We start from the raw sequence: 12,266 nt of genomic DNA on the forward strand, positions 1-12,266 counted from the left end.
CATCCTCTCGTGGTTCTTCGGTTTACGTGTCGAACCTACTCGTACCGGGCGGACATGCGCAGCGCCCGGGAACGCAGGGCGGCCCGCAGAGCGTCCGGTGCGAGCACTTCCGCGTCCTCGCCGAACGCCCACAGAACCCCGCGTGCGTGGGAGTCGTCACCGAACACCACTTCCAGCCGCACCCGGTCGTCGTCGACCGACTGCTCGGAGCGGACGGCATAGGCACGCTCCACCAGGTCGTCGCGGCGCTCACGGCCCACGAGAACGTCGGCGACCACCGGCGTCCCGCGCGCCCGGAACGCCGAACGGCGACGCTCCCAGATCGCGGCGAGGTCGATGTCGGCAGATCGCTGCGCCGGCTCGTCGAGTTCGCGGACGTCCTCGATGCGCTCGAGCCGGTACGTCCGGTCGCGGCCGGCGTCCGTCGCCACCAGATACCACCGTCCCGCCGCATGGATGAGCCCCTGCGGGTCGATGACGCGCCACACCGCGTCGTTGCCCCGCGACGGGTACAGGATGCTCAGCCGCCGGCCCACGAACACCGCCTGCTGGATCAGCCCGAGATGATCGTCCACCGGTTCCGGGTCGGTCAGCCACGTTCCCTGGGTGACGAACACCCGCTCCGCCACCTTCGTCGCCGCCGCCCGGTGCGCGTCCGGCATCGCCGCCACCACTTTGCGCATCGCCGACGCGAATGCCGGCGCCATGCCCAGCGATTCCGACGTCATCGCCGAGCCTGCCGCCAGCAGGGCCTTGGCCTCGTCGACGGTCAGACCGGTGAGGTCGGTGGTGAATCCCGGCAGCAACTCGAAGCCGCCGTCACGACCGCGTTCGGCATACACCGGTATCCCCGCAGTCGACAATGCGTCGATGTCCCGCAGCACGGTGCGCGGCGACACCTCGAGTTCGCGGGCCAGCGCCGACGCCGACATGCGTCCACGATTACGGAGCAGAAGGACGAGTGAGAGCAGGCGGTCGGCACGCATGGGAAAAGTCTGGCAGAAATACATGACAGAAGATGTCATGTTTCGCGGCGATAGTTGCCTCATGACCAACACAACAGATCCCCGACCCCTGTACCGCGAAGCCCTCACCTGGACCACCGGCCTCATCGAGAAGGTCCGCGAAGACCAGCTGACGGCGTCCACTCCCTGCACCGACTTCGACGTCCGCACCCTGCTCGGCCACCTCGTCGCCACCGTGGAGAGGGCACGCGTCATCGGCGAGGGGGGCGACCCCGGCACCGTTCCGCTCGTCGTCACCGACATCCCCGGCGACGGCTATGCGGACGCCTACCGGTCCGCCGCGGACCGCATGTGGCCCGTCTGGACCGACGACAGCCGACTCGACGCAACAGTGACCGCGCCGTGGGGCACTGTTCCCGGCCGCGCCGCGATCTGGGGGTACATCAACGAGACCCTCGTGCACGGCTGGGACCTGGCTGTCGCCACCGGCCAACCCTCCGAGACCCGCCCGGAACTCGCCGAGGCCGTGCTCGCCGTCGCCCGGCACGCGATCCCGGCCGAGACGCGCGGCGGCCACGTGCCGTTCGCGGACGTGGTCGATCCGCACTCCACCGCCGGTCCCACCGAGCGCCTCGCCAACTGGTCGGGACGCAAGAGCAACTGACCCCGCGCACACGAACGGGCCGCCGGTGGATTACCACCGGCGGCCCGTTGTCGTTCGACTACTGCCTGACTACTCCGAGTCGGCTGCGCCGGACTTGGCCAGGTCGACCGGAACCTCGTCGGGGACCGTGACCGGCTTCGCCTCGCCGCGGAACGTGAACTTCGCGTCCTCGCCCGCGCCTTCGCCGTCCCAGTTCTCGACGTCGACGTACACGATCTGACCGGGACCGACCTCGCCGAAGAGGATCTTCTCCGACAGCTGGTCCTCGATCTCGCGCTGGATCGTGCGACGCAGCGGCCGCGCACCCAGGACCGGATCGAAGCCACGCTTGGCCAGCAGCGACTTGGCCTTGTCGCTGACCTCCATCGTCATGTCCTTGTTCTTCAAGGCCACCTCGACACGTGCCACCATCAGGTCCACCATCTGAACGATCTGCTCGGTGGTGAGCTGGTGGAACACGACGATGTCGTCGATGCGGTTGAGGAACTCGGGACGGAAGTGCTTCTTCAGCTCGTCGTGCACCTTGAGCTTCATCCGCTCGTAGTTCGACTCGTCGCCCTTGCCGGACGTGAAGCCGAGACCCACTGCCTTGGAGATGTCCGAGGTACCGAGGTTCGAGGTGAAGATGAGCACCGTGTTCTTGAAGTCCACGGTCCGGCCCTGACCGTCGGTGAGACGGCCGTCTTCGAGCACCTGCAGGAGCGTGTTGTAGATCTCCTGGTGTGCCTTTTCGATCTCGTCGAACAACACCACGCTGAACGGCTTGCGGCGCACCTTCTCGGTGAGCTGGCCGCCCTCTTCGTAGCCGACGTAGCCGGGAGGGGCACCGAACAGCCGCGACGCGGTGAAGCGGTCGTGGAACTCACCCATGTCGATCTGGATGAGAGCGTCGTCCTCACCGAACAGGAAGTTGGCGAGCGACTTGGCCAGCTCGGTCTTACCGACACCGGACGGGCCGGCGAAGATGAACGAACCGGACGGACGCTTCGGGTCCTTCAGGCCGGCACGGGTACGACGGATGGCCTTGGCGACAGCCTTGACCGCGTCTTCCTGACCGATGATCCGCTTGTGCAGCTCCTCCTCCATGCGGAGCAGACGCGTGGTCTCCTCCTCGGTGAGCTTGAACACGGGGATGCCGGTCCAGTTACCCAGGACCTCGGCGATCTGCTCGTCGTCGACCTCGGCGATGACGTCCAGGTCACCGGAACGCCACTGCTTCTCCCGCTCCGCACGCTGAGCGACGAGAGTCTTCTCCTTGTCGCGCAGGTTCGCGGCCTTCTCGAAGTCCTGCGCGTCGATCGCGGACTCCTTCTCGCGGCGGGCGTCGGCGATCTTGTCGTCGAACTCGCGGAGGTCCGGCGGTGCGGTCATCCGGCGGATGCGCATCCGGGCTCCGGCCTCGTCGATGAGGTCGATGGCCTTGTCCGGCAGGAAGCGGTCGTTGATGTAGCGATCGGCCAGGGTGGCCGCGGCGACGAGTGCACCGTCCGTGATGGACACGCGGTGGTGCGCCTCGTAACGGTCGCGAAGACCCTTGAGGATCTCGATGGTGTGTTCCACCGTCGGCTCGCCGACCTGCACCGGCTGGAAGCGGCGCTCCAGTGCGGCGTCCTTCTCGATGTACTTGCGGTACTCGTCGAGGGTGGTGGCACCGATGGTCTGCAGCTCACCGCGGGCGAGCTTCGGCTTGAGGATCGAGGCCGCGTCGATGGCGCCCTCGGCCGCGCCTGCACCCACGAGGGTGTGCAGCTCGTCGATGAACAGGATGATGTCGCCGCGGGTGTTGATCTCCTTGAGGACCTTCTTCAGGCGCTCTTCGAAGTCACCGCGGTAGCGGCTGCCGGCCACGAGCGACCCGAGGTCGAGCGTGTACAGCTGCTTGTCCTTGAGCGTCTCGGGGACCTCGCCGTTGACGATGGCCTGAGCGAGACCCTCGACGACTGCGGTCTTACCGACACCGGGCTCGCCGATCAGCACCGGGTTGTTCTTGGTACGGCGCGACAGCACCTGCATGACGCGCTCGATTTCCTTCGAGCGGCCGATGACGGGGTCGAGCTTGCCTTCGAGGGCTGCCTGGGTGAGGTTGCGACCGAACTGGTCGAGCACCAGCGACGTGGACGGGGTGCCCGCCTCGCCGCGAGTGCCGCCGGCCTCGGCCGGCTCCTTGCCCTGGTAGCCGGAGAGCAGCTGGATGACCTGCTGACGCACCCGGTTGAGGTCGGCACCGAGCTTGACCAGAACCTGCGCTGCGACGCCTTCACCCTCGCGGATGAGGCCGAGCAGGATGTGCTCCGTACCGATGTAGTTGTGTCCGAGCTGCAGTGCCTCGCGCAGGCTGAGCTCCAGGACTTTTTTGGCACGCGGGGTGAAGGGGATGTGGCCGGACGGGGCCTGCTGGCCCTGGCCGATGATCTCCTCGACCTGGCTGCGCACTCCTTCGAGGGAGATGCCCAACGACTCCAGCGACTTGGCAGCGACACCTTCGCCCTCGTGAATGAGGCCGAGCAGGATGTGCTCCGTACCGATGTAGTTGTGGTTGAGCATCCTGGCTTCTTCTTGAGCCAGGACAACAACGCGCCGTGCGCGATCGGTGAACCTCTCGAACATCGCTCTCCCTCACACTTTCCGACGTGCAGTCACGAGACCGGGTGTCTCGTCCCTGTTCGCCGCGTTTCGCTCCGGCACTACAAGCAGATCGCCAGCGCCTGCTCCGAGGGCAGAAGCCCCGAACCGACGAAGGTTCCACGACCCCAGCTATTACTCTAGTTGGCTGCCGATCGACCTGCTGCCCCTCCACCCCTTTAGGTAGAAGAGCAGGCCTGCTTACCCGTATTTAACGCCCCAGCTCCGGCAATCGTTTCCCCTTCGCTGTACGCCTGGAGCGAACAGGTCCCGCGATGCCGATGTGGACCACCATTTCGTAGCCGCCGGGATGGCTCGAATGGGCACTTCTTTCCAGTTGTTCGCCATCCAGACGTTCCTGGACGGGACCCGGCGGGCACGTCGTGACCGTGGTGTCGCAGAAATGCGACGACCGCTTTGCCCGCGAAGTTCGAGGCCCGCTCCCCGAAGGAAGCGAGACCTGCGTGTCCGGACAGGGTATGTCGATGAGCTGTGAGTTCGCCACCCATACGTTTCCGCCGGCCTCGCGGCGATACCCAGCGGGTTGCGCAGGCCTTCCCCGGTAACCGGCGCCACCCGGCGCGAGAGGAGTTGGTGAGAGCTACCCCGCGACGGGGGCGACGAAACTGCAGGGCACGTCGCGCGGGTGTGCCGGATCCAGGGCGTTCAGCACGAATCCGGCGGCCCGTGCCGAACCGGCGACGGCGACGTGGTCGGAGTAGTCCTGCTCGCAACCGTCCTGGACGACGATGTTGGTGGTGTCCGGGCCCGGCTCGATGCCGCTCGTGTACGGGACGACCAGTTCGTCGTAGCGGGTCGCGATGTTGGTGTACTCGATGCCGGGGACGTAGACCCCGTCTGCCCGCATGCGGTCGATGAACGCGGACCCCTGGAGCATCTCGGGACAGGCCCGGCAGACGGGGAAACCCGCCGCCATCTCGTCGTCGATGCCGAGCGACCGCATGTACCGCCCGACGCTGATCTGGTCGTTGCCGTACGTGCCGTGCCACGGCGGTGCCAGTGACACGACCTTTGCGACCTTGTCTGCACCACCGAAGAACTTCACGTAGTTGTTCGCCTGCAGGGTGCCCTGGGAATGTCCGACCAGGTCGACTTTCGAGGCGCCCGTGCTCGACAGCACCTGATCGACGAATGCGGCGATCTGAGCGGTGCCGGTGTCGATGGGAGTCATCCCGCCGATCGCATCGAGCGGCCACGGCAGGTCGGGGAAGTTGCCGTAGGTGAGGGAATACACGCAGTAGCCCTCGTTGGCGAGGAGCGGTGCGTACACCGCCCAGTTGGTCTGGCGTGCGCCTCCCGTGCCGTGGACCAGGACCACCGGTTCGGGATGCGCGTCACTCGGCCGGCAGGACCAGTCGTTCGAACCCGGGGCCGAACCGCCCGGATTTCCCAATTCGAGGGGGACGCCGGCGAGGAACGAATCCGGCACCGGATAGGTCGGCGCTGCGGACGCCACCCCGGCCCACATCACGAACGCCAGGAACAGAATCCCTGAAACGGCCACGCAGCGGCGCACGGCTACCCCCAGACTTCCCGATTAACGGATCAGAGCGGGACGGTAACAGTCCAGGTCACCTCGCGGAGCGAATCAGCGAATTCTGTTCCCAGCTAACTTTCAGTTCGCCTTGTTGTAGGCGTCGATAATTTCCGCGGAGATACGCCCGCGCGCAGAAACCTTTTTGTTGTTCTTGCGCGCCCATTCACGGATAGCGGCGCTCTGTTCCCGATCGACCGAAACTCGGGACTTGGTGGCGGCCGGAGCCGCCACGGCCTTCCCGCGCTTGCGCGAGCTCACCTTGCGCGCGTGGGAAACCCACACGTCGAGCTGCTCGCGCAATTTCGCCGCATTCTCCGAGGAAAGGTCGATCTCGTACTGAACACCGTCGAGTCCGAACTCGACCGTCTCGTCGGCAGACGCCTCTTGATCGACATCGTCGATCAGGGTGACAGTGACCTTCTTAGCCATGGGATGAAATTCCTCTCGAATGAAGCGACGTCTCATCGTCAACGTGAGCTACGACCCGGAGGTAACCATACCCCTGTTCTTCCGATTCGGAATACGAGGAATGGATCGAATTCATCCGCGTGAATTCACCCTGGTGAATCAGCGAGAAGAAGGCCGAACAATGGGAAAGAGGATTGTTTCGCGGATTCCCAAACCCGTCAAAGCCATGAGCAGACGGTCGATTCCCATTCCGGTACCGGTGGTCGGCGGCATTCCCTGCTCCATTGCGGCGAGGAATTCTTCGTCGAGGGCCATCGCCTCGTCGTCCCCGGCCGACGCGAGACGCGCCTGATCGACGAACCGCTCACGCTGGATGACCGGATCGACCAATTCCGAATAGCCCGTGGCCAACTCGAACCCGCGGATGTAGAGGTCCCACTTCTCGGTCACCCCGGCCTTGCTGCGGTGGTCACGAGTCAGCGGCGACGTCTCGACCGGGAAATCACGGACGAACGTCGGCTCGAACAACTGGTCGCCGCACTGGTGCTCCCACAGTTCCTCGACGAGCTTTCCGTGCCCGTAACCCTTGTCCTTGGGGACCTCCAGGCCCACCTTCTCGGCGAGCGCCAGCAATTCCTCGACGGTGGTATCCGGAGTGACCTCGACACCGATCGCCTGCGACAGCGACGGGTACATCTCGAGGGTCTTCCATTCACCACTGAGGTCGTATTCGGTGCCGTCGGCGAGAGTGACGACCTGCGAACCGAAAGCGGCCTGCGCCACTTCCTGGACGAGTTCGCGGATCATGACGGCCGAATCGTCGTACGTGCCGTACGCCTCGTACGTCTCGAGCATCGCGAATTCCGGCGAGTGCGTCGAGTCGACACCCTCGTTGCGGAAATTCCGGTTGATCTCGAAGACCTTCTCGATACCGCCGACGACGCACCGCTTCAGGAACAGTTCGGGAGCGATACGGAGATAGAGATCGATATCGAGGGCATTGGAATGCGTGATGAAGGGACGGGCCGCCGCGCCGCCCGCCACCGTCTGCAGCATCGGCGTCTCGACCTCGAGGAACCCGCGACGCTCGAGCGCGTTCCGGAGCTCACGGACGACAGCCACCCGCTTACGCGCATTCTCCCGCGCCTCGGAGCGCACGATCAGATCGGCGTAGCGCTGCCGGACCCGGGACTCCTCGTTCATCTCCTTGTGCGCAACCGGCAGGGGCCGGAGCGACTTGGACGCGATCTGCCACGAATCGGCCATCACGCTCAGTTCACCGCGACGGGAGCTGATCACCTCACCGTGCACGAAGACGAAGTCACCGAGGTCGACATCGGCCTTCCACGACGCGAGAGCGTCCTCGCCGACGGCGGCGAGACTGATCATCGCCTGCAGCTGGGTGCCGTCGCCTTCCTGCAGCGTCGCGAAGCACAACTTGCCCGTGTTGCGCACGAAGATCACCCGGCCGGCGACACCGACCTGGTCGCCGGTGGCCGTGTCGGGCTCGAGTTCCGGGTACTTGGCCCGGATCTCCGCCAGCGAGTGGGTGCGCGCCACCGACACCGGGTACGCCTCGCGTCCCTCCGCGAGGATGCGCTCACGCTTCTCCTGGCGGATCCGAAGCTGCTCGGGGGTGTCGTCGACTGGCTGGGCTGCTACTTCACTCACGGGTCACCAGCCTAATCGACAGCCGGGCGTGCCCCTATTCAGAGGTCGGGACCAACTCGACGGCTCGCCGTCAGTGTGCCGAGACGGTGGCCAGCTCCCGCACGCAGTGCTGCGTGGCGATGAGCGAGCCCAGCAACCCCGCCGCCTTGATCGCCTTGTACCCGCCCACGAGATCGGTCGCCTTGTGCAGACCCAGCTGCTGCAGCGCCGCCGCGGCGAGACTGGACGTGTAGCCCTCGGAGCAGACGATGATCCACTCGACGTCGTGGTCCACCGCAAGCGCCAGGTGCGCCGAGCTGGTGGGATCGCACCGCCACTCGAGGACGTTGCGTTCGATGGCGAGCGCACCGGGCAGCGTTCCCTCGACCGCTCGCTGCGCCTGCGGGCGGATGTCCACCACGATCGCGCCGCGCGCCACGGCCTCGGGCAGCTCGAATGCGTACATGCGGTCGATCTGGTTGCGGGCCTCTTCGAGCATCTGGTCGATGTTCACTTCGAACCACCCTCGGGGAGATCGGTGAGCTCGGTCCGGGTACGGCGCAGCGTGCCGTGGTCGGTGACCTCGTAATAGGACATGGCCGACAGCGGCGGCGAGTAGGCGTGCACGCTCAGCGTCGGCGTCACCACCTCCGCTCCGTGTGCGTCCGGCGCCCGCACCACGTCATGGACCCAGCCGAGCGGGAACGACGCCTGATCGCCGGCGTCGAGAGTGCGGTGGCGCAGTCGGTCACCCGCCCAACGGAACTCGGACAGCGCGCCGCTGAGAACAGTGAGTGCGCCGAAAGATCCTGCGTGGTCGTGCAATTCGGTGTTCCGGTCGGGAACCCAGCTGATCAGCCAGACGTCGACGTCGTCGTCCGAGTAGAGCCGGGTCGACCAGCGCTCGTCGGTGGGCCAGCTCTGCGGGAGCAGGACGTCGTGACGGCCGTCGAGGACCTCGGAAGCACCCTGATCGGTGATGCGCAGCAGGTCAGCCGGGCGAAGACGGGTGGGTACAGATGCAGAAGAATACGTTGCGAGCACGAGAGAGACTCCCAGAAGTGTGAATTGGTCAAGGCAGCGTTCAGCCTCGACAACACTCCTGAGCACTCGTGCAGAGATTCACGGGGACCATTCTGACATAACTTCCGCGAAGAGGGAACCCGTCACTCGAGCGGGCTGCGACGCACACCCCGGCGAGCCTGATTCCGCTCGTAGACCAGGCGCAGCCCTTCCAGCGTGAGATCCGGTTCGTGCTCGTCGACGGTCTCCGTCTCGGGCATGATCAGCGGCGCGCGGTCACCGGTCGCGATCACCACCACGTCGGAACCGGAGAAGGCGGGCAGTTCCTTGCGCACGCGACGGACCAGCCCGTCGACGAGTCCGGCGAAACCGAACACCGCACCCGACTGCATGCATTCGACGGTGTTCTTGCCGACGACGGAGCGGGGCCGAACCAGTTCGACCTTGCGCAGCGCCGCCGACTGCGACGCGAGTGCGTCCGAGGAGATCTCGAGGCCCGGCGCGATGGCGCCGCCGAGGAACTCGCCCTTGGCGGACACCACGTCGACGCACGTGGACGTCCCGAAGTCGACCACGATGCACGGTGCGTCGTAGAGGTGATGCGCCGCAAGACTGTTCACGATCCGGTCGGCGCCCACCTCCTTGGGGTTGTCGACGAGCAGCGGAACACCGGTTCGCACCCCGGGTTCCACCAGCACGTGCGGGACGTGCCCCCAGTACCGCGTCAGCATCACGCGGATCTCCCGCAGCACCGACGGCACCGTCGACAGCGCGGACACACCGGTGATCTGATCGGTGTGCGCGCCGAGGAGCCCCCGGAAGATGAGGGCCAACTCGTCGGCCGTCATGCGCGCGTCGGTGCGCATCCGCCAGTCCTGCACCAACTTCGAGTGTTCACCGGTACCGGTGAACAGTCCGAGAACGATGTTCGTGTTCCGGACGTCGACGGTGAGGAGCATGGGTTACACCAAACTGGATTCGCGCTCGGCGTCGAGCGTCGACAGCATGCGCGGGGTGATGAGACCGGAGCCCTCCGGGGCGTGCGCCGGGTCGGCGCCGAGCTCGATCGGCGAGTTGGCGGCGTCGACGAACACGACGCGCGGTTCGTAGTCGCGCACCTCCTGCTCGTTCATGACGCCGTAGGCGATGAGGATGACGAGGTCGCCGGGCTTGACCAGATGCGCTGCCGCACCGTTGATCCCGATGACGCCGCTTCCCCGCTCACCGGCGATCACGTAGGTTTCGAGCCGCGCGCCGTTGTCGATGTCGACGATGCACACCTGCTCGCCCTCGAGGAGGTCGGCGGCGTCCATCAGATCCTGGTCGACCGTCACCGAGCCCACGTAGTGCAGGTCGGCGTGTGTGACGGTGGCGCGATGGATCTTCGACTTCATCATGGTGCGAAACATGTTCCGGTCCTTACTCTTCTAGCGGGAAAGAAGTTCGTCTGCGTCCGACGCGTCGGACGGTGGTTCGGCATCGCGTTCGAGGAATCCGGCGCCGACGGCGACACCGACGTTGTCGATCAACCGGGTGGTCCCGAGCCTGGCTGCGACGAGCAGCCGGCCGTCGCCTCGTTCGGGGGCGGGGCCGAGATCGACGCCCCGTACTTCGAGGTAGTCGACCTCGATCTCCGGGACGGACGCCAGCACGTCGCGGGCGGTGGCGAGGATCGCCTCGGCGCCACCGGCGGCGGCGTGGGCGCCGGCGATCAGGGCCGCGGACAGTGCCGTCGCCGCGTTGCGCTGCGCCTCGTCGAGGTAGCGGTTGCGCGAGGACAGTGCCAGTCCGTCGTGCTCGCGTACCGTGGGCACGCCGAAGATCCGGACGTCGAAGTTCAGGTCGGTCACCATCTGCCGGATCAACGTCAGCTGCTGGTAGTCCTTCTCGCCGAAATACGCGACGTTCGGCGCTGCGATCTGCAGCAGCTTGGCGACGACGGTGAGCATCCCCGCGAAGTGCGTCGGCCGGGACGCGCCCTCCAACTCGGCGCCGAGCGGGCCGGGATGGATCGTCGTCCGCGGTCCTGCCGGGTACATGGTGGCTGCGGTGGGTACGAACGCCAGCTCGACCCCGGCCTCGCGCAGCAGTTCGAGATCGGCGTCGAGGGTGCGCGGGTAGGCGTCGAGGTCTTCGCCGGCCCCGAACTGCAACGGGTTGACGAAGATCGAGACGATCACTACCGCGCCGGTGAGCTTGGCCTGCCGCACCAGCTCGAGGTGACCCGTGTGGAGAGCCCCCATCGTCGGCACGAGTGCGACTTGGCGGCCGACGCCGCGAAGCGCCTTCGAGACCCGGGTCAGCACGTTCGGGTCGTGGTGCACGGTCAGTTCGCCGCGCTTGTATCCGCCCTGCAGATCGCTCACGGAACTCACCTCCGGTCTTCCAGGATTTCCAGCAGTTCAGGTGTCGCGCCGGCGCGTTGCGCCGATCGCAGAGAGAGGGCGCGGTAGCCGGCCGCGATCCGAGGATCGACCTCTTCGAGTACCCGCAGATGCGTCGCCACCGCTTCCGAGTCCCCCCGCGCGACCGGCCCGGTCAGTGCCGACGGCCCGCGGCGCAGAGCGTTGTCGAGGGCCGCGGACAGCAGCGGCTGGAGGACGCGTTCGGCCAGGCCGTTCGGATCGTCGCCGATCAGCTCCTGGCCGAGCAGTTCCTGGCCCTCGAGGGCGACGCGCAGCGCGGCAACGGCGTCGACGACGAGCGTGACCAGGTGGTTGCTGCCGTGAGCGAGTGCGGCGTGGTAGAGCGGCCGCATGTCCTCACGGACCCGGACAGGCTCGCCACCGATCTCGAGGACCAGCGACTGTGCGATCGCGTAACCGATGTCGTCGGCCGCGGTGATGCCGAAACAGGCGGACGCGAGACGGACGGTGTCCTCGTCGTGCCCGGTGAACGTCATCGCGGGGTGAATCGCGAGCGGAACGACTCCCTGCTCGGTGAGGGGGTCGAGGATCCCGATGCCGTTCGCGCCGGACGTGTGGGCCACGATCGCGCGGCTCGGCACCGCACGGGTGGAGGCCAGCCCCGCGATCAATGACGGCAGTTCGGCGTCGGGGACGGCGAGAATGAGCAGTTCGGAGCGGGCCGCGACCTCTGCCACCGGCAGAATCTCGGTCTCGGGAAGCCGGGTGCGTGCCCGGTGACGTGACGCGTCGGAGACCGCCGAGCAGGCGACGACGACGTGACCTGCCCGCTCCAACGCGGCACCGATTGCTGTACCGACCCGGCCGGCGGAGACGATTCCTACCGTCAACCTCGCAGGCGCAGGGCCATTAGTGATCCCGAAAGAGGTCACCTTCGTCCTCTCGTTCGTTCCAGTCCCGCTCGGCGGGTACCAGACGTTCTCGAGTGAGGATAGCCCGGCTCGAACTCA

The 12,266-nt window shown here is 66.4% G+C and carries 12 protein-coding genes; 1 reads left to right on the top strand and 11 read right to left on the bottom strand.

Annotated features, from left to right (window positions below):
• Window positions 1-35: 35 nt before the first annotated feature.
• Window positions 36-986, bottom strand: coding sequence for a YafY family protein (locus WKC72_RS38605; RefSeq protein WP_037242307.1), 951 nt, complete (start codon window positions 984-986; stop codon window positions 36-38).
• A 61-nt stretch (window positions 987-1,047) separates the two neighbouring features.
• On the opposite strand from WKC72_RS38605, the gene WKC72_RS38610 reads away from it, so the two are divergent.
• Window positions 1,048-1,629, top strand: coding sequence for a TIGR03086 family metal-binding protein (locus WKC72_RS38610; protein WP_370181396.1), 582 nt, complete (start codon window positions 1,048-1,050; stop codon window positions 1,627-1,629).
• 69 nt (window positions 1,630-1,698) lie between these two features.
• Here WKC72_RS38610 and WKC72_RS38615 read toward each other — a convergent pair whose 3' ends face one another.
• The 10 genes from WKC72_RS38615 to WKC72_RS38660 all read right to left on the bottom strand — a co-directional run bounded on the left by WKC72_RS38615 (window position 1,699) and on the right by WKC72_RS38660 (window position 12,188).
• Window positions 1,699-4,236 (bottom strand): ATP-dependent Clp protease ATP-binding subunit, encoded by a 2,538-nt coding sequence (locus tag WKC72_RS38615; protein WP_037242312.1) that lies wholly within the window; start codon window positions 4,234-4,236, stop codon window positions 1,699-1,701.
• Window positions 4,237-4,852: 616 nt separating this feature from the next.
• Window positions 4,853-5,788: a triacylglycerol lipase gene (locus WKC72_RS38620; RefSeq protein WP_112302018.1), complete on the bottom strand. Its 936-nt coding sequence runs from the start codon at window positions 5,786-5,788 to the stop codon at window positions 4,853-4,855.
• A gap of 99 nt (window positions 5,789-5,887) precedes the next feature.
• Complete coding sequence (locus WKC72_RS38625) at window positions 5,888-6,238, bottom strand: Lsr2 family protein (RefSeq protein ID WP_005244957.1); 351 nt, start codon at window positions 6,236-6,238, stop codon at window positions 5,888-5,890.
• A 138-nt stretch (window positions 6,239-6,376) separates the two neighbouring features.
• Window positions 6,377-7,888 carry a lysine--tRNA ligase gene (gene lysS / locus WKC72_RS38630; protein ID WP_037242317.1) on the bottom strand — a complete coding sequence of 504 codons (1,512 nt, stop codon included), beginning with the start codon at window positions 7,886-7,888 and terminating at the stop codon, window positions 6,377-6,379.
• A 70-nt stretch (window positions 7,889-7,958) separates the two neighbouring features.
• The gene (locus tag WKC72_RS38635; RefSeq protein ID WP_112302020.1) at window positions 7,959-8,381 is read right to left on the bottom strand and encodes a rhodanese-like domain-containing protein; all 423 of its coding nucleotides are present in this window, start codon (window positions 8,379-8,381) and stop codon (window positions 7,959-7,961) included.
• Window positions 8,378-8,911: a cysteine dioxygenase gene (locus tag WKC72_RS38640; protein ID WP_370181397.1), complete on the bottom strand. Its 534-nt coding sequence runs from the start codon at window positions 8,909-8,911 to the stop codon at window positions 8,378-8,380. The genes WKC72_RS38635 and WKC72_RS38640 overlap by 4 nt, the downstream gene beginning before the upstream one ends.
• A gap of 122 nt (window positions 8,912-9,033) precedes the next feature.
• Window positions 9,034-9,849: a type III pantothenate kinase gene (locus WKC72_RS38645; RefSeq protein WP_370181398.1), complete on the bottom strand. Its 816-nt coding sequence runs from the start codon at window positions 9,847-9,849 to the stop codon at window positions 9,034-9,036.
• A gap of 3 nt (window positions 9,850-9,852) precedes the next feature.
• Window positions 9,853-10,299: an aspartate 1-decarboxylase gene (gene panD, locus WKC72_RS38650; protein WP_005262154.1), complete on the bottom strand. Its 447-nt coding sequence runs from the start codon at window positions 10,297-10,299 to the stop codon at window positions 9,853-9,855.
• An 18-nt stretch (window positions 10,300-10,317) separates the two neighbouring features.
• Window positions 10,318-11,256 (bottom strand): pantoate--beta-alanine ligase, encoded by a 939-nt coding sequence (gene panC / locus WKC72_RS38655; RefSeq protein ID WP_370181399.1) that lies wholly within the window; start codon window positions 11,254-11,256, stop codon window positions 10,318-10,320.
• A 5-nt stretch (window positions 11,257-11,261) separates the two neighbouring features.
• Window positions 11,262-12,188, bottom strand: coding sequence for a Rossmann-like and DUF2520 domain-containing protein (locus tag WKC72_RS38660; RefSeq protein WP_037242324.1), 927 nt, complete (start codon window positions 12,186-12,188; stop codon window positions 11,262-11,264).
• Window positions 12,189-12,266: the final 78 nt, after the last annotated feature.

The sequence above is a fragment of the Rhodococcus wratislaviensis genome, assembly GCF_041228765.1.
Taxonomy (GTDB): domain Bacteria; phylum Actinomycetota; class Actinomycetes; order Mycobacteriales; family Mycobacteriaceae; genus Rhodococcus_F; species Rhodococcus_F wratislaviensis.